We start from the raw sequence: 15,565 nt of genomic DNA, 5'->3' as shown, positions 1-15,565 counted from the left end.
GGGCAACTGGAGATGTGACCACGATGTCGAAAGACGACACGGGCGAACACGAACAGCCGGATCCCGCGCCGGCTGACGTGATCGCCCAGCTCTACGACGAGCACGCGCCGGCGTTGCTGCGCTACCTCGCGCGCCGCATGGGCCCGGAGACCGCGGACGACCCGGTCGCCGAGACGTTCCTGGTGGCCATGACCAGCCTGTCCCGCTACGACCCGAGCCGGGCTCCGGTCCGGCCGTGGCTGTACGGCATCGCCACCAACCTGCTGCGCCTGCACCGGGTGCGGAAGTCACTGCGAACCAGCCAAGGAGGATCCGATGCTGTGGACTGACGAGGAACTCGACCAGGCCCTGTCCGAGCTGCACGCCGACGTGCACCCCACCCCGAACGGCCTGGCCGTCGCCCGTGAACGCGTGCTGAACCCCACTCCTCAGCGCCGATTTCGCCGCCCGTGGCTGCCGATCGTCGCCGCCGCGGCGGCCGCCGCGCTCGTGAGCACCGTGCTGGTGCTGCGACCCCACACCGCGCAGCCGGCCGCCCCGCCGACGACGTCGACCACGACGCCGGCGGCGCATCCGTCGCCGATGCCGCTGCCCCAGCTGCTGTCCCAGATCCACTACAGCGACCCGACCGTGGCCCCCGGGCAGTTCCGCTATGTGCGGGACCAGCTGTGGGCCGGCGGCGCGGACGGCAACCCGGACAAGCCGTTGACCGACCAGGCCACGGCCACCTGGCAGCCGGCCAGGTGGACCGACCAGTGGCTGCGCCAGGAAGGGCCGCTCGGCACCCAGACCGCCAAGTACGCGGACGGCGTAATCTCCGCGGTCGGCCCGGAGGACAAGTTCTCCATGCACCCCAACGAGGTCCGGGCCGGCTGCGCCGATTTCGACTCGGTGAACCCTCAGGTCACCGGGCACCTACCGTGCGCGGAGCAGAAGGGCGGCTGGCTCTCGCCGAACCCGGACTGGCTGGCCGGCCTGCCCAAGACCCCGGAGGGCATGGCGGCCAAGCTGATGGCCGACACCTCGGCCGCCGGCCACGGGATCGCGCCGCTCTACTACGCCGTCTATGCCCTGAAGACCGGCATCTTCCCGGTCGACGTGCGCAAGGTGCTGTGGCAGGCCATCGCCCAGCTGCCCGGCGCGTACGGGCTGCGCGACGTGGCCAACCTGGACGGCAAGGCCGGCTTCGCCATCAGCGTCGTCACCAACGGCGTCACCGACGAGGTCCTGATCGACCCGGTCGATGGCACCTATCTGGGCGAGCGGCAGTTCAACGCGGCCAACGGTTCCGTGTTCCTGTTCTCCGCCATGCGTTATGGAGTTGTCGACGCGCTGGGCGTCACGCCGCGGTGATCACTTCTTGGCGACGTCGTAGAGCACCTGCAACGCCGCGCCCAGATCCGGCACGACCAGGGCCCTGATCTCCGGGGGGAGGGGGCCGGAGTCCGGCGGGACCAGCGCCCGGGTGAAGCCCAGCCGAGCCGCCTCGGCCAGGCGACGCCCGACGCCGGTTACCCGCCGGATCTCTCCGGCCAGGCCGACCTCGCCCACCGCGACCACGTCCGCCGGCAACGCCGCGTCCACCGTGGCCGAGGCGACCGCGAGCGCGATGGCGAGGTCGGCCGCCGGCTCGGTGATGCGCATGCCGCCGACCGCCGCCGAGAACACGTCCTGATCCGTCAGCCGCACCCGGCCGCGCCGCTCCAGCACCGCCAGGATCATGGCCAGCCGGGCCGAATCCAGGTCGCTCACCGCCCGCCGCGGGGCCGGCAGGCCGGTCTTCGACACCAGCGCCTGCACCTCGGCCAGCAGCGGCCGCTTCCCCTCCATCACTACCGTCACGGCCGTGCCGGCCACGCCGACGTCCTTGCGGTTCATGAACAAACCCGACGGATCCGGCACCCCCGCGATGCCGTCGTCGCGCAGCTCGAAGCAGCCCACCTCGTCCGCCGGGCCGTACCGGTTCTTCACGCCCCGGATCAGGCGCAGCGTGCTGTGCCGGTCCCCTTCGAACTGCAGCACCACGTCCACCAGGTGCTCCAGCACTCGCGGGCCCGCGATCGAGCCGTCCTTGGTGACGTGGCCCACCAGCACCACCGGCAGCCCGTTCTCCTTGGCCAGCGCGATCAGCGCGGAGGCCACCGCCCGCACCTGCGTCACGCCGCCGACCACGCCCGTGTCCTCGGTCGACTGGATGGTCTGCACCGAGTCGACGATCATCAGGCCCGGCTTGACCTCGTCGACGTGGCTCAGCACCGCCGAGAGGTCGCTCTCCGCCGCCAGGAAGATCTCCGGGTGCAGGTTGCCCGTGCGCTCCGCCCGCAGCCGCACCTGGCCCGCCGACTCCTCGCCCGTCACGTAGAGGACGGGGCCCGAGTCGCCCTTCTCCGCCCAGCGGTGGGCCACCTCCAGCAGCAGCGTCGACTTGCCCACGCCCGGCTCCCCGGCCAGCAGCGCCACCGCCCCCGGCACGATGCCCCCGCCCAGCACGCGGTCCAGCTCGTCCACCCCGGTCGGCCGCGCCTTGCTCTCCTCGACGTCCACCTCGGAGATCCGCCGGGCCGGCGAGCTCGGCGCCCCCGCCGCGATCCGCGCCAGCCCCGCGCGCACCGGCGCCCGCTCCTCCACCGTGCCCCACGCCTGGCACTCCGGGCAGCGCCCCACCCACTTCGCGACCTCGAAGCCGCACTCCGCGCACCGATAATTGGGCTTCGCCGGCTTCGCCTTGTTGACCACGAGCCAACGCTAGCGACCAGGTCTGACAGTTTCGCGAGCGAGCCACCCCAACGGCCAGCCCTGACCGGCCCCACTGCTCAACCTCGGCCGACCACGCCCGGCAAACAGCCCCCACCGCTCCCTGGGGAGGCCGCCCCGGAAGCAATCCTACCCAAGGCCGGACCTAGTGGATCTTGGAATGGGGACGCCTGTGGACAACTTGGGGCCTGTGGACAAAAGCCCCCGACAGCGAGGCTGTCGGGGGCTCCGTCGTCACAGAGTCACTTGTCGTCGCGAGGGTGGGGCGTGGCAGCGATCGGGACGTTCAGCGTGAGGTCGCCGGCGTTGGCGAAGGTGAAGGTGACCTGCACGGTCTGACCCGGCAGCAGCTTGTCCGCGGTGAGGCCGACCAGCTGGATCTGGATGCTGCCGACCGGCAGCTCGGGGGCGCTGGTGGTGGTCGTCACGGTGGTCGACGTCGAGGTCCCCGTGGTGGAGGTGCCGGTGGTCGACGTGCCGGTCGTGGACGTGCCGGTCGTAGAGGCGCCCGTCGTGGACGTGCCCGTGGTCGACGTGCCCGTGGTGGAGGTGGCCGTGGTGGAGGTGGCCGTGGTCGACGTGGTGCTGACCGGGGCTACGGCGGTGGCGGTGGCCGAGATGGCGTGGAAGCCGGGGATGCTGGCGTCGCCGACGATCTGGGCGCCGGAGCCGAACTGCGGGCTGCTGACGGCGACGAGCTTGTCGGTGGCGTCGCCGGAGTTGGCGATGGTCAGCAGCAGCGAGGCGCTCTCGCCCTTGCTGAAGTAGGTCTTGCCGGCCGGAAAGGCCAGCTGGACGTCACGCACCGCGATCTGCTTGACCGTGCCCATCGACCCGTTGACGGCCGGCACCTGGGTGTCGGTCTGGGTGATCTGGCCCGCACTGCACCCGGACGCCAGGACCGCGGCGCCGATCCCCAGCACTACGGGAAGCAGGCGCAGTCGCGTGATCAGGTTCTGCTCAGCGCTGCTCACTGTGGCGGGATCCTTCCTTGGCGCACCTCAAACTCCGACACGTGGCCCGAAGCCTAACCACTGCCCCGCAAGGCCCGCGCACTCGGTGCCCGTTCGCGCTGTCCACTGTGGATCCACAGGGGGTGGGCAGCACGTCGAATCGGGGTTTGTCAACCCCCCGTGCGGCCGCTGACCTGCGGTAACGGATCTTCGACCCGAGGCGCGCGAGTTGCCGGACGTGTTAAGCTAGGGTCAGCGAAAGGGGCAGAGGACACATGGTTTTCAAGGTCGGAGAGACCGTCGTCTACCCGCACCACGGTGCCGCTCTCATCGAAGCGATCGAGACCCGTCTCATCAAGGGCGAGGAGAAGAAGTACCTCGTCCTCAAGGTCGCCCAGGGCGACCTGACGGTTCGCGTCCCCGCAGACAACGCCGAGATCGTGGGTGTGCGGGATGTCGTGGGCCAGGACGGGCTCAACCGGGTCTTCGAGGTCCTGCGTGCTCCCCACACCGAGGAGCCGACCAACTGGTCCCGGCGGTACAAGGCCAACCTGGAGAAGCTCGCGTCCGGCGACGTGAACAAGGTGGCCGAAGTGGTGCGTGATCTGTGGCGACGCGAGAAGGACCGCGGGCTGTCCGCCGGCGAGAAGCGCATGTTGGCCAAGGCACGGCAGATACTGGTCAGTGAGCTCGCACTGGCTGAAGGAACTGACGAAGACAAGGCCGAGGTCCTGCTGGACGAGGTCCTCGCTACCGCATCCTGAATTCGTTGAACACTCCGGTGGCCGCGGACGCGCGCGTTGTTGCGCTCGTGCCCGCGGCCGGCCGGGGAGTACGTCTCGGCGCCCCGATTCCGAAGGCGCTGGTCCCCGTGTGCGGGGCTCCTCTTCTGGTTCACGCCGTGCGAGGCCTGCTGGCCTCCGGCGTTGTCGACCAGGTTGTCGTCGCGGCCCCACCGGACATGGTGGACGTGGTCGTGGACGCGCTCAGTGAGTTCGGCGCAGCCGTCCGTGTCGTGCCCGGCGGTGAGGAACGTTCCGACTCCGTCCGGCTCGCTCTCGACGAGGCCGTGGCGCTGCATCCCGACACCCGTGTTGTCCTCGTGCACGACGCTGCCCGGTGTTTTACGCCACCCGAGGTCATCCGCGCCGTCGCCGACGCGGTGCGGGCCGGTGCGCCGGCGGTGATTCCCGTGCTGCCGGTCACAGACACGGTCAAACAGGTCGATGTCGACGGCATTGTGGTCGGCACGCCGGATCGGTCACGGCTGCGAGTTGTGCAGACCCCGCAGGGCTTCGACGTCGATTTGCTCCGGCGTGCACATGATCAGCAGGATGCCCCGGTGACCGACGACGCCGGTCTGGTCGAGCGGCTGGGCGAGCCCGTCGCCACCGTCGCCGGCCACCCGCACGCCCTGAAGATCACCACGCCGTTCGACCTGGTGGTGGCCGAGGCGCTGTTCTCTGGAGCCCAGCTGTGATTTTCCTCCCCCGTGTCGGCATCGGCACGGACGTGCACCCCATCGAGGCCGGCCGCGACTGCTGGCTGGCCGGGCTGTACTGGCCGGACGTCGACGGCTGCGAGGGCCACTCCGACGGCGACGTCGCCGCCCACGCGCTGTGCGACGCCCTGCTGTCGGCGGCTGGGCTGGGTGACCTCGGCGCGGTGTTCGGCACCAGCGACCGGCAGTGGGCCGGGGCCAGCGGCGTGACTCTGCTCACCGAGGTCCGCCGGCGTCTCGACGCGGCCGGCTTCACCGTGGGTAACGCGGCCGTGCAGGTGATCGGCAACCGCCCCAAGATCGGCAAGCGCCGGGACGAGGCGCAGCGGGTGCTGTCCGAGGTGATCGGCGGTCCCGTCTCGGTCTCCGGCACGACCACCGACGGGCTGGGACTGACCGGGCGCGGCGAGGGCATCGCCGCCGTGGCCACCGCGTTGGTCGTGCCGACCACGGACTGAGACCGCACCGTCACTGTCCACTATGGACGATGATGGCCGCGCCACTTTCCCTTGGGTCAAGATGGTCTGAACAACTACGTTGGTGTTGTGGCTGACATCCAAGGTGTCCTGTTCGACTTCTCCGGCACGCTGTGCCGCCTCGAGTTCGGCTCGGGCGTGCTGGACGGCCTGATGGACGATGCCGGCGCGCCGCTGGAGATCTCCGACCAGGTGGAGCTGATGCGCCGACTCACCGCCCCGGTCGGCATCTCCGAGGGCCTCCCGCCGGAGCTGCACGAGGCGTGGCACCGCCGCGACCTCGACACCGAGGTGCACCACACCGTCTACTTCGCCGCCCTGCGCGCGGCCGGGCTGCCCGACGGTGCCGCGGAGACCGTCTACCGGCGGATGCTCGACGCCGAGAACTGGTCGCCCTACCCGGACGTGCTGCCGGCCCTGCGGGCCGTGCGCGACGCCGGACTCCGCAGCGCTGTGGTGAGCAACATCGGCTGGGACATCACGCCGGTGCTGACCAAGCACGGCATCGCCGATCTGGTCGATGTGATCGTCATGTCCTATGTGGAGGGTCACGTCAAGCCGGAGCCGGAGATCTTCGCCGCCGCGTGCGACCGGCTGGGCCTCGAGCCGGCCCGCGCGCTGATGGTCGGTGACAGCGAGGAGGCCGACGGCGGCGCCGCGACGCTGGGCTGCTCGGTGGCAATCGTCGACCCGCTGCCCACCGCCGAACGCCCGGACGCGCTGCTCTCGGCGCTGTCCGCTTACGGCATCTCCTAACTCACTCCGCGCCGGCATGGTCGCCCTGGCCGGGTTGCTGCTGGTCGCGGGCGACGTCCTGGTGTGGCTGACGCGCAGGAGGATCAGCGGCTGATCCGATGATCGCCGGAAGGGGCGCCGTCCCTCGCGACGGTGCCCCTTCCTACGTAGTGTGACCTGGGCGAATGTATTGTCCGGATGAGGGTGCGTACCATTTGCGTGTGAGCCTTCACCTCTACGACACCGCGACCCGCAGTCTGCGGGCGTTCCAGCCTGCGCGCAGTGGAACCGTGTCGATCTACGAGTGTGGGGCCACCGTGCAGGGCGCGCCGCACCTGGGCCACATTCGGGGCGCGGTCAACTTCGACGTCCTGCGCCGCTGGCTTGAGCACGACGGCACCGATGTGCTGCACGTGCGCAACGTCACCGACATCGACGACAAGGTGTTGGCCAAGGCCGCCGCCGCTGATCGCCCCTGGTGGGAGTGGGCGTCGACGCACGAGCGGGAGTTCCTGGACGCCTACGAGACGCTGGGCTGCCTGCCGGCCTCCATCTCGCCGCGGGCCACCGGGCACATCACGCAGATGATCGAGCTGATGCAGCGGCTGATCGACCGTGGGCACGCCTACGCCGCCAACGGCGACGTCTACTTCGCCGTGGCCTCGTTCCCGGAGTACGGCGCCTTGTCCGGCCAGAAGTTGGACGAGGTCGTCCAGGGCGAGTCCGCGGCCACCGGCAAGCGGGACCCGCGCGACTTCACGCTGTGGAAGGGCGCCAAGCCGGGCGAGCCGTCCTGGCCGACGCCGTGGGGCCCGGGCCGGCCCGGCTGGCACCTGGAGTGCTCGGCCATGTCCACGTACTACCTGGGCCCGGAGTTCGACATCCACGGCGGCGGCCTGGACCTGGTGTTCCCGCACCACGAGAACGAGCAGGCCCAGTCCCGTGCGGCCGGCGACGCGTTCTCCCGGTACTGGATGCACTGGTCCTGGGTCACCATGAGCGGCGAGAAGATGTCCAAGTCGCTCGGCAACGTCATGTCGATCCCGGCCATGCTGACCAAGGCCCGGGCCGTGGAGCTGCGGTACTACCTGGTCGGCCCGCACTACCGGTCGACCATCGAGTACTCGGACACGGCGCTGGACGAGGCCGTGACGGCGTACGGGCGGATCGAGAACTTCGTGCAGCGGGTGGTGCAGCAGACCGGCTCCGTGGAGCCGGGCGTGCTGTGCGCCGACTTCACCGCCGCGATGGACGACGACCTGTCCACCCCGTCGGCGTTGGCCGCCGTGCACTCGACCGTGCGCGAGGGCAACGTGGCGCTGGACAACGGGGACCAGGACGGTGCCCGTGGCGCGGCCGGCTCCGTGCGGGCGATGATGGGCGTGCTGGGGCTGGACCCGTTGTCCGACCGGTGGTCCCGATCGTCCACAGCGGACAATTCAATGCAGCAGGCGCTCGACGTTCTCGTCGGTCACCTGCTGGAGGAACGGCAGCGGGCCCGTGCGGAACGCGACTTCGCGACCGCCGACCTGTTGCGAGACCGGCTGTCCAAGGCCGGCGTCACCGTCGAGGACACCCCCGGCGGTCCTAAGTGGAGCTTGTGAGGATTTGACTGATGGCGGGTAACTCCCAGCGGCGCGGCGCCATGCGCAAGACTGGCACGAAGAAGGGCGCCGTCGTCGGCTCGGGTGGCCAGCGGTCCAAGGGACTTGAGGGCAAGGGCCCGACGCCGAAGGCGTCCGAGCGGACCGGGCATCCGGCGCAGCGCAAGGCCAACGCCGCCGCCGCGCGCAAGGACGACCAGCAGAAGCGGGCCAAGCGCTCCGGCAACTCGGCCGAGACGGTCGCCGGCCGCAACCCGGTCGTGGAGTGTCTGCGGGCCGGCGTGCCGGCCACGGCGCTGTACGTGGCGGTCGGCATCGACAGTGACGAGCGCGTCGCCGAGTCGATCAAGCTGGCCGGCGACCGGGGCATCTCCGTGCTGGAGGTGGCCCGTGGCGAGCTGGACCGGATCACCACCGGCGCCATGCACCAGGGCCTCGGGCTTCAGGTGCCGCCGTTCGCGTACAGCCACCCGGACGAGCTGCTTCGGCAGGCGATCGACAGCGGCGAGCCGCCGCTGCTGGTCGCCCTCGACGGTGTCACCGACCCCCGCAACCTCGGCGCCGTCGTGCGCTCCGCCGCCGCTTTCGGCGCCCAGGGCGTGGTGCTCCCGCAGCGGCGCAGCGCCAGCATGACCGCCGTGGCCTGGCGGACCAGCGCCGGCACCGCCGCCAAGATGCCGATCGCGATCGCCACCAACCTCACCCGGACGCTGCGGGACTGGGCGTCCGAGGGGCTCATGGTCATCGGCCTCGACGCCGACGCGACGATCACCTCCGACGAGCTCGAACTGGCCACCAGCCCGCTGGTCGTCGTGGTCGGCTCCGAGGGCCGCGGGCTGTCCCGACTGGTGAAGGAGACGTGCGACCAGACCGTCTCCATCCCGATGGCCGCCGGTGTCGAGTCGCTCAACGCGTCCGTCGCCGCCGGTGTCGTGCTGGCCGAGGTGGCAAGGCGCCGAAGGGCGGCCGGTCGGATCTGACGTTCGGCCAATCGGCCTCTCGGTCTTGGGTTAGGGTCGACCGCCAGCTTCCCTCTCCCAAGGCCGAGGATGAACTTCGTCAGCCCGCTGTTCCTGTGGTACTTCGTGCCGGTCGTGCTGCTGGCCGTGCTCGTCACGCCACGCGGTTGGCGCAACGGCGTTGTCGCCGTGGCGAGCCTCTTCTTCTACGCGGCGGGCGCCGGGCCGACCACTCTGCTGCTGTTGTGCAGCATGGCCGTGAACTACGGGGCCGGTCTCGTCCTCGAACCGGCGCGCAGCAAGCTCGCCGAGAACGACCGCAAGGTCGTGCTGGCCGGCGTCATCGCCGTCAACCTCGCCGCCCTGATCGTGTGGAAGTACGCCGGTTTCCTCACCGAGCAGGCCGACAACCTGGCCAAGGTGTTCGGCGGCGGTGTGCAGGTGGCCCAGGTCGCGCTGCCCATCGGCATCTCGTTCTACACCTTCCACCACATCTCGTACCTGGTCGACATCCACCGCGGCGAGCGCACCGCTTCGCGTAACCCGGTCGCCTTCATCGCCTACATCGCGATGTTCCCCCAGCTCGTCGCCGGGCCCATCGTGCGGTACCGCGAGATCGCCGATCAGCTGCCGCAGCAACGCTTTCACCGCCTCGACGACTTCGCCGCCGGCTTCCCCCGCTTCGCCCTGGGCCTGAGCAAGAAGGTCATCGTCGCCGACCAGCTCGGCCCCGTCGTCGCCACCTGCTTCGACACCTCACCGCACGAGATGACCTTCGGCATCGCCTGGCTCGGCGCGATCGCCTACACCCTCCAGCTGTACTTCGACTTCTCCGGCTATTCGGACATGGCCATCGGTCTCGGACGAATGCTCGGTTTCCGCCTCCCCGAGAACTTCGCCCGCCCCTACTCCTCGGTCACCGTCACCGAGTTCTGGCGCCGTTGGCACATGTCCCTGTCGCGCTGGTTCCGCGACTACGTCTACATCCCCCTCGGCGGCAACCGCCACGGCGTCGCCAAGACGTACCGCAACCTCGGCATCGTCTTCGTCCTCACCGGCTTCTGGCACGGCGCCAACTGGACGTTCCTCGTCTGGGGCCTCTACCACGGCGCCCTCCTCGTCATCGAGCGCGGCCTCGAGACCGGCAAGGCCCCCGCCGTCCCCCTCCACCGCCTCCTGCGCCGTGCTTCCACCCTCCTGCTCGTCGTCTTCGGCTGGGTCCTCTTCCGCGCCCCTGACCTCGGCCAGGCCCTCGTGATGATGGGCCACATGCTCCTGCCCGACTTCTCCGGCCTCGGCGACGTCGTCGGCCCCACCCTCAACAACCAGCGCACCCTCGTCCTGCTCCTGGCCCTGGTCATCATCTTCATGCCCGCCCGCCCCGCCACCGGCCGCTTCCTCGAATCCGCCCGCAGCCGCCCCGCCGTGGCCCTGCGCGCCGCCGTCATGATCCTCGGCCTCCCCTACGCCGCCCTCCTCCTCGCCTCCGGCACCTTCAGCCCCTTCCTCTACTACCAGTTCTGATCCGCTACGGGCGCACCTCGGACAGCGGTCCGAGATCGAAGGCCGCAGTCACCCGTCGACGGCCGATCCACCAGCCGCTGTCGGACCGCTCGTACCGGTCCTCGTAGGTGCCGCCGCCGGTGATCCAGCCGCCGTCGGGCAGCTGGACGTGGATGATCACGTCGGAGCGCCCGGTCGCGTAGCGGACCCGATGTCGACGACGTGGTTCACGGTGCCGTGCTGAATCACAGGAAACGTCTCCCACTGGCGCTGCACGGCGGCGCAGATGGCGTCGATGCCGGTGAAGATGTGGTCGGGATCGTCGCCGGCCTCCCACACCGCATCTGACGCCCAGATGCTGCGCCACAGCTCCAGATCCTGGTGATCGGCGGCGACACAGTAGTTGTGGGCCAAGCGGTGCAGCGCCAGCTCGGTCTCGACCCGCTCCAAGCGGACCATCAGATCACTCATCGACATGAGCCCAGTGTGGGGATTCCGTCGGGCGGCCGGGGCCCGCGATCCGATCAGGCCAGGAAGTCGGCGAGGGCGGCGAGCCAGGCGGTGGGCTGGTCGATGTGGGCCATGTGGGCGGCGGAATCGAGGATCACGGCGCGAGCGGCCGGGTTGGCGGCGGCGGTCTGGGTGGCGAGGGAGGCGGGGAACGTCGTGTCGTAAAGGCCGTGGAGGAGAAGGAGGGGGAGACCGAGGGCGGTGAGGCGCGAAGAGGCGGAGGGGACGCGGACCGGGGGGAGGGTGCCAGCGGTCCAGGGATGCCACCAGTCTCCGGAGAAGCGGATGGCGGCGACGCGAGCCAGGTAGTCGGCACGGGCCTCGGGGCGCCAGACGTCGACGGAGGCGGCGGCGAGGGCGGCGGCGCGGTTGGCCTCGGCACCGGAGAGGTCGGGAGGGACGGCCGCACGGTTTGCATCGGAAAGGACGCCGGCCCGAGGCGGCCCCGGAGGGACGGGGAGGACGCTGCTCGACGCCACCACCAGGCGGCGAAAGCGTTGCGGGGCAGCAAGAACGAGGCGCTGGGCGATCAGGCCGCCGGTGGAGAAGCCGAGGACGTCGGCCTCGGGGATGCCGAGGGCGTCGAGGAGGGCGAGCAGGTCGGAGACGACGGCGTCCCAGGTGTAGGAGGAAGAAGGCAGGCCACGGGTGGATCGACCGCAGCCGCGAAGGTCGGGGAGGACGACGCCGCGCAGGCGGTGCAAGGGATCGCGGAGGTAGGTGTGGTCCCAGTCGGGGCCGCCGTGAACGACGAGCAGGGGCGTGCCGGTCGATGCCGAGGTGCGCGCTACGAAGAGGGTGACGTCGGGGGCCACCGGCACGAGGCTCTCGCCGAACATCAACGGCGGCTGGCGCGAGGGTCGCCGGCACGGAGGAGGACGTCGCCGAGGGAGAAGTTGGCGACGAGGGCGGGGCGGATCTTCTCCAAGGCGGAGCGGATACGTTCGAGCTGCTCACGAGGGCGGCGGACGGTGCGTAGCCGGTCGCGGAGGATACGAGACAGCGAGGTCCGGACGTCGTCGGACCACTGGCTGCCCTGAGCGACGAGGGTGAGGTAGTTCTCCAGACTGCGCACGATGTGCTCGCCCTGCACGAGGGCCTCGTTGCACTGGACGTAGAGCAGGAACAGCTCGGCGCCGAGCTTGGCGGCCTCGTCGCGTTCACGGCGCTTGGACAGGGCCGGCACCGTCTTGGCGATCAGGTCGACCAGCGGTTGCAGGAATTCCAGCACCGACCAACGGTAGTCACTGGCCGGGGTCGACGGGAAGGAGTCCGCGCTCGGCGAAAACGGCCTTGGCGACGGCGGTGGCGTTGAGGGCACGGGGAAAGCCGCAGTAGCCGGCGGCCTGGAGCATGGCCTCGACGATCTCGGCGGGGGTGAGGCCGACGTTGAGCGAGGTGTTGACGTGCACCCGCAGCTGGGCCTCGCAGCCGCCGAGGGCGGTGAGCATGCCGATGGTGACGAGCTGACGGTCCCGCGGCACGAGCTGGGGACGGCTGTAGATCTCGCCGAAGCCCCACGCGACGGTCTGGTACGCGAGCTCGGGCGAGACGTCGGCGAGCGAGTCGAGGACGGCCTGTCCCTGTCCCCCGCTGACCTCGTTGAACAGCGCCATCCCCCGGTCGAACCGGGCTTGTCGATCTTCTTGCTCGGTCATAGGCCCACCATACGACGTCACCCAATAGGATCATGCGGTGATGGCGTTCGACGGTCACGTCTGGATCCACGACGGCCAGTGCTACCTCAGCGGAAACCCCCACGGCAGCCCCGACTGGGACCGCTGCTTCACGGCGAACCCGGTCGGCATCGTCGGCGTCTACGGCGGCGAGGCGATCCTGCTCACGGGCCTGCACACGGGGCACGTCGGCGTCCGGGTGGACGTCGCCGAGGCGGATCCGGGCGCCCAGCTGGAGCGCTACGAGGACGTGGTGGAGATCGACTTCGGCCCGATGGAGGACGAGCTGCACCTGGTGGAGTGGGCGGGCGAGGACAGCCATCCGCTGGGCGCGCTGCCGAAGGGACCGGGCAATCACCGTTTGCGTTACCACGCAAGGGGAATGGACGCCGGCCATGATCTGGACACGGCGGACGAGCACGATGACGAGCCGGTGGACGAGTACCTGGTCCAGGTGTGGCCGGCCCGCCCGTCGATGCCGGCCACCCTCAAGCTGACGAGCGCCTACGCGCGGGCCTGCCAGAGCAGCTAACCCTTGCGCCCCACGGTGAGCAGGTGCGAGGAGACGCCCAGCACGGACGGCTCGGTCTCCATCAGGCGCAGCGCCCACAGCAGGTGTTCACGTCGCACGGGGTCGGCCAGACGGGCGTCCACTTCGTCGTCGGGCAGCGCTCGCCCGCTGCCCTCGACGGAGAACACCTGTGGCGCAAGGAATCCCGCAGTAACGGCCTCCTGCACCGACTCCTCGGGGCGATGGAAGTACGTGTGGGTGAACCAGTTGAACGGGCGGTCCTCGGGCGGACGGTGATGCCCATCGACCACAGTGGACTCGACCATGTCCCGGAACTCCTGATGCCGAAACAGATCCCGGTAGAGGCCGTCGTGGAGGGACGAGAACCGGGAGATGGTCGCGGCGGCGACATGCCCGCCGGGCTTCAGTACCCGGTGGGCTTCGCGCCACGCGGCGAGCCGGTCTTCGACGGTCAGCAGGTGGTACAGCGGCCCGCACATGAGGACGAAGTCGTACGAGGCGTCGGCGGCGTCGAGCTTGCGCGCGTCACCGAGAACCGCGGTCACACCGGGGATTTCCGACGCCCTGGCCACATGCAGCGGCACGGCGTCGACAAGATCGACCCGGTGGCCCAGTTCGGCCAGCCAGCGCGCGTGCACGCCCGTCCCGCCACCGATGTCCACAATGGACGCAGGAGCGGGCGGCAGGTAGCGCCGTACGAGTTCCTTGGTGCGCAGCAGTTCCAGCAGCCCGGCACCTCCGCCGAGCCGCCCATCCTCTTCGTCCCGCCCGTAGTACGTCTGCATCCCCAGACCGTAGCGAGCGGGACCCAACGATTTTTCAGTCGGCGTAACGGATCTTGATGTCGCCGGCGCTGACGCTGCCCTCCACGTGCAGCACGGGCAGGTTGGGCGAGCCGGGCGAGTTGACCTTGTTGGTGAGCCGGCCGCTGCCCACCGACACCGACTCGACGACCACGGTCCAGCCGTGCGGCACCAGGACCTTGATGTTGCCCCAGCCGCACTCGGCGTGCAGCCATACGTCGCGGTGCCGGCAGATGGCCTCGCTGAAGTCGATCTTCACGTTGCCCATGGAGCAGCGCGCGTTGATCCGGCTCGGCACGGTCCACTCGCCGACCTGGTTCACGTTGCCCATGCCGGCGTTGAGCTCGAGCGGGCGCTCGGACTCGGCCGCGGCGGGCGAGGTCAGGGCCACCGCGCCGTTGGCCACGGCGGCCGGCAGGTCGGCCAGGACCGCGGTGAGCTCGCCGCGGACCTTGGCCGACGCGGCGATCGCGCTGCGCTCGCCGAACTCGTCGAGGGTGATCATCCCCTGGTCCAGGGCGTCCCGCAGCAGCGCCCCCGCCCGCTCGCGCTCGGCGTTGGACACTCTGAGGTTGCCCGGGTCGATCGTGCTGATGTCCTCAGTCATGCTTCAACGCTAGTACGGATCGACTGGCGTTCTCATAGGGAAATCCCCGATCCCGACTCAGGGTCGGGCCGCGGCCAGGTGGGCCGAGGCCATGCCCCGTCCGCTGCCGATGCGCCGCGCCCGCAGCACGCCGACCAGCCGGCACACCAGGTAGATCAGGAACGAGATGGCCGTGACGAAGGCACTCACCGGCTTGCCCGGAACCAGCGACAGCACGATGCCGCCGAGCACGGCCAGCTCCGCGAACACGATCGACAGCACGGTCGCCACCACCGGCGACGCCGTCACCCGCGACGCCGCGGCGGCCGGTGTGATCATCAGCGACAGCACCAGCAGCGACCCGACGGTCTGCACGCCCAGCGCCGTGGCCACGCCCACCAGCACCGCGAACACCGGCGACAGGATCCGCAGCGGCACGCCGCGCGCGGCCGCGACCTCGGCGTCCACGCTGGCGAACAGCAGCGGCCGGTAGATGAAGGCCAGCACGATGAGCACGCCGACGGCCGCGCTGATCAGCAGCACCAGGCTGCCGGAGTCGACGCTGGCGATCTGCCCGATGAGCAGGCCGAACTTGTTGGCCGAGTTGCCCTCGTAGAACGACAGCAGCAGCACGCCGACGCCCAGCCCGAAGGCCAGCACCGCGCCGATGACGGAGTCGTGCTCGGACACCTTGCGAGTGAGCAGCCCCAGGATCACCGCCGCCACCACGGCGCCGATCAGCGAGCCGTAGCCGACGTTGATGCCGGCCAGCAACGCCGCCGCGCCGCCGGTCAGGGCCAGCTCGCTGGTGCCGTGCACGGAGAAGGCCATGTTGCGGGTGACGATCAGCGGCCCCAGCACCCCGGCCAGCACGCCGAGGACGGCGGCGGCGACCAGCGCCGTGCCGACGAACGGGAGGAGCAGCAGGGTGGTGGAGATGTAGTCGGACATCAGGACCGCGCCTCCCGACGCA

The 15,565-nt window shown here is 70.3% G+C and carries 20 protein-coding genes; 10 read left to right on the top strand and 10 right to left on the bottom strand.

The window, feature by feature from the left end; genetic code table 11:
- Window positions 1-23: 23 nt before the first annotated feature.
- Both AB0M73_RS08670 and AB0M73_RS08665 read left to right on the top strand, forming a co-directional pair.
- Window positions 24-329 (top strand): sigma factor, encoded by a 306-nt coding sequence (locus AB0M73_RS08670; protein WP_363888653.1) that lies wholly within the window; start codon window positions 24-26, stop codon window positions 327-329.
- A complete protein-coding gene (locus tag AB0M73_RS08665) occupies window positions 316-1,353 on the top strand; it encodes a CU044_5270 family protein (protein WP_363888652.1) in 1,038 nt (345 codons plus the stop codon). The genes AB0M73_RS08670 and AB0M73_RS08665 overlap by 14 nt, the downstream gene beginning before the upstream one ends.
- On the opposite strand, the gene radA is transcribed toward AB0M73_RS08665, so the two are convergent.
- Both radA and AB0M73_RS08655 read right to left on the bottom strand, forming a co-directional pair.
- Window positions 1,354-2,736 carry a DNA repair protein RadA gene (gene radA, locus AB0M73_RS08660; protein ID WP_363888650.1) on the bottom strand — a complete coding sequence of 461 codons (1,383 nt, stop codon included), beginning with the start codon at window positions 2,734-2,736 and terminating at the stop codon, window positions 1,354-1,356.
- A 260-nt stretch (window positions 2,737-2,996) separates the two neighbouring features.
- Window positions 2,997-3,728 (bottom strand): hypothetical protein, encoded by a 732-nt coding sequence (locus AB0M73_RS08655; protein WP_363888648.1) that lies wholly within the window; start codon window positions 3,726-3,728, stop codon window positions 2,997-2,999.
- Window positions 3,729-3,982: 254 nt separating this feature from the next.
- Here AB0M73_RS08655 and AB0M73_RS08650 point away from each other — a divergent pair, with 254 nt between their 5' ends.
- From AB0M73_RS08650 to AB0M73_RS08620, 7 genes are all read left to right on the top strand, one after another.
- Window positions 3,983-4,471, top strand: a complete 489-nt coding sequence (locus AB0M73_RS08650; RefSeq protein ID WP_043719844.1) for a CarD family transcriptional regulator — start codon at window positions 3,983-3,985, stop codon at window positions 4,469-4,471.
- A 17-nt stretch (window positions 4,472-4,488) separates the two neighbouring features.
- Window positions 4,489-5,187, top strand: a complete 699-nt coding sequence (ispD, locus tag AB0M73_RS08645; RefSeq protein ID WP_363889148.1) for a 2-C-methyl-D-erythritol 4-phosphate cytidylyltransferase — start codon at window positions 4,489-4,491, stop codon at window positions 5,185-5,187.
- Entirely contained in the window at window positions 5,184-5,666 is a 483-nt protein-coding gene (gene ispF, locus AB0M73_RS08640) for a 2-C-methyl-D-erythritol 2,4-cyclodiphosphate synthase (RefSeq protein ID WP_363888647.1), read from the top strand. The genes ispD and ispF overlap by 4 nt, the downstream gene beginning before the upstream one ends.
- A gap of 87 nt (window positions 5,667-5,753) precedes the next feature.
- The gene (locus tag AB0M73_RS08635; protein ID WP_363888644.1) at window positions 5,754-6,440 is read left to right on the top strand and encodes an HAD family hydrolase; all 687 of its coding nucleotides are present in this window, start codon (window positions 5,754-5,756) and stop codon (window positions 6,438-6,440) included.
- Window positions 6,441-6,640: 200 nt separating this feature from the next.
- A complete protein-coding gene (cysS, locus tag AB0M73_RS08630) occupies window positions 6,641-8,023 on the top strand; it encodes a cysteine--tRNA ligase (protein ID WP_363888642.1) in 1,383 nt (460 codons plus the stop codon).
- Window positions 8,024-8,034: 11 nt separating this feature from the next.
- A complete protein-coding gene (rlmB, locus tag AB0M73_RS08625) occupies window positions 8,035-9,003 on the top strand; it encodes a 23S rRNA (guanosine(2251)-2'-O)-methyltransferase RlmB (RefSeq protein ID WP_363888639.1) in 969 nt (322 codons plus the stop codon).
- A gap of 69 nt (window positions 9,004-9,072) precedes the next feature.
- Window positions 9,073-10,506: an MBOAT family protein gene (locus AB0M73_RS08620; protein ID WP_363888637.1), complete on the top strand. Its 1,434-nt coding sequence runs from the start codon at window positions 9,073-9,075 to the stop codon at window positions 10,504-10,506.
- A 4-nt stretch (window positions 10,507-10,510) separates the two neighbouring features.
- Here AB0M73_RS08620 and AB0M73_RS08615 read toward each other — a convergent pair whose 3' ends face one another.
- From AB0M73_RS08615 to AB0M73_RS08595, 5 genes are read right to left on the bottom strand one after another with little or no spacing between them, the layout of a single operon-like run.
- Window positions 10,511-10,666 (bottom strand): hypothetical protein, encoded by a 156-nt coding sequence (locus AB0M73_RS08615; RefSeq protein ID WP_363888636.1) that lies wholly within the window; start codon window positions 10,664-10,666, stop codon window positions 10,511-10,513.
- Window positions 10,663-10,962, bottom strand: coding sequence for a nuclear transport factor 2 family protein (locus AB0M73_RS08610; protein ID WP_363888635.1), 300 nt, complete (start codon window positions 10,960-10,962; stop codon window positions 10,663-10,665). Before AB0M73_RS08610 ends, AB0M73_RS08615 begins: the two co-directional genes overlap by 4 nt.
- 47 nt (window positions 10,963-11,009) lie before the next feature.
- Window positions 11,010-11,834 (bottom strand): alpha/beta hydrolase, encoded by an 825-nt coding sequence (locus tag AB0M73_RS08605; protein WP_363888632.1) that lies wholly within the window; start codon window positions 11,832-11,834, stop codon window positions 11,010-11,012.
- On the bottom strand, window positions 11,834-12,226 hold the full coding sequence (locus AB0M73_RS08600) for a hypothetical protein (RefSeq protein WP_363888629.1): 393 nt from the start codon (window positions 12,224-12,226) through the stop codon (window positions 11,834-11,836). Before AB0M73_RS08600 ends, AB0M73_RS08605 begins: the two co-directional genes overlap by 1 nt.
- Before the next feature lie 13 nt (window positions 12,227-12,239).
- Window positions 12,240-12,653 (bottom strand): carboxymuconolactone decarboxylase family protein, encoded by a 414-nt coding sequence (locus AB0M73_RS08595; RefSeq protein ID WP_363888626.1) that lies wholly within the window; start codon window positions 12,651-12,653, stop codon window positions 12,240-12,242.
- 37 nt (window positions 12,654-12,690) lie between these two features.
- On the opposite strand from AB0M73_RS08595, the gene AB0M73_RS08590 reads away from it, so the two are divergent.
- Complete coding sequence (locus tag AB0M73_RS08590) at window positions 12,691-13,203, top strand: hypothetical protein (protein WP_363888624.1); 513 nt, start codon at window positions 12,691-12,693, stop codon at window positions 13,201-13,203.
- Here AB0M73_RS08590 and AB0M73_RS08585 read toward each other — a convergent pair.
- The 3 genes from AB0M73_RS08585 to AB0M73_RS08575 are packed head-to-tail and all read right to left on the bottom strand — an operon-like array spanning window position 13,200 to window position 15,543.
- Window positions 13,200-13,988, bottom strand: a complete 789-nt coding sequence (locus AB0M73_RS08585) for a class I SAM-dependent methyltransferase (protein ID WP_363888621.1) — start codon at window positions 13,986-13,988, stop codon at window positions 13,200-13,202. The two genes, AB0M73_RS08590 and AB0M73_RS08585, sit on opposite strands and share 4 nt — an antisense overlap.
- 34 nt (window positions 13,989-14,022) lie before the next feature.
- On the bottom strand, window positions 14,023-14,613 hold the full coding sequence (locus AB0M73_RS08580; protein ID WP_363888620.1) for a DUF1707 domain-containing protein: 591 nt from the start codon (window positions 14,611-14,613) through the stop codon (window positions 14,023-14,025).
- Window positions 14,614-14,670: 57 nt separating this feature from the next.
- Window positions 14,671-15,543, bottom strand: a complete 873-nt coding sequence (locus AB0M73_RS08575; protein ID WP_043719878.1) for a metal ABC transporter permease — start codon at window positions 15,541-15,543, stop codon at window positions 14,671-14,673.
- Between the last annotated feature and the right edge of the window lie 22 nt (window positions 15,544-15,565).

The organism is Kutzneria sp. NPDC051319, assembly GCF_040682195.1.
Lineage (GTDB): Bacteria > Actinomycetota > Actinomycetes > Mycobacteriales > Pseudonocardiaceae > Kutzneria.
Note: the sequence above shows the minus strand (reverse complement) of the source record. Positions and strands in the feature narration are given on the sequence as shown.

Excerpts from the sequence above, each read along its gene's own strand:
- AB0M73_RS08670 (WP_363888653.1), top strand. The coding sequence starts at position 24 with ATGTCGAAAGACGACACGGGCGAACACGAACAGCCGGATCCCGCGCCG.
- AB0M73_RS08665 (WP_363888652.1), top strand. The coding sequence starts at position 316 with ATGCTGTGGACTGACGAGGAACTCGACCAGGCCCTGTCCGAGCTGCAC.
- AB0M73_RS08650 (WP_043719844.1), top strand. The coding sequence starts at position 3,983 with ATGGTTTTCAAGGTCGGAGAGACCGTCGTCTACCCGCACCACGGTGCC.
- rlmB (WP_363888639.1), top strand. The coding sequence starts at position 8,035 with ATGGCGGGTAACTCCCAGCGGCGCGGCGCCATGCGCAAGACTGGCACG.
- AB0M73_RS08620 (WP_363888637.1), top strand. The coding sequence starts at position 9,073 with ATGAACTTCGTCAGCCCGCTGTTCCTGTGGTACTTCGTGCCGGTCGTG.
- AB0M73_RS08610 (WP_363888635.1), bottom strand. The coding sequence starts at position 10,962 with ATGTCGATGAGTGATCTGATGGTCCGCTTGGAGCGGGTCGAGACCGAG.
- AB0M73_RS08605 (WP_363888632.1), bottom strand. The coding sequence starts at position 11,834 with ATGTTCGGCGAGAGCCTCGTGCCGGTGGCCCCCGACGTCACCCTCTTC.
- AB0M73_RS08595 (WP_363888626.1), bottom strand. The coding sequence starts at position 12,653 with ATGACCGAGCAAGAAGATCGACAAGCCCGGTTCGACCGGGGGATGGCG.
- AB0M73_RS08585 (WP_363888621.1), bottom strand. The coding sequence starts at position 13,988 with ATGCAGACGTACTACGGGCGGGACGAAGAGGATGGGCGGCTCGGCGGA.
- AB0M73_RS08580 (WP_363888620.1), bottom strand. The coding sequence starts at position 14,613 with ATGACTGAGGACATCAGCACGATCGACCCGGGCAACCTCAGAGTGTCC.
- AB0M73_RS08575 (WP_043719878.1), bottom strand. The coding sequence starts at position 15,543 with ATGTCCGACTACATCTCCACCACCCTGCTGCTCCTCCCGTTCGTCGGC.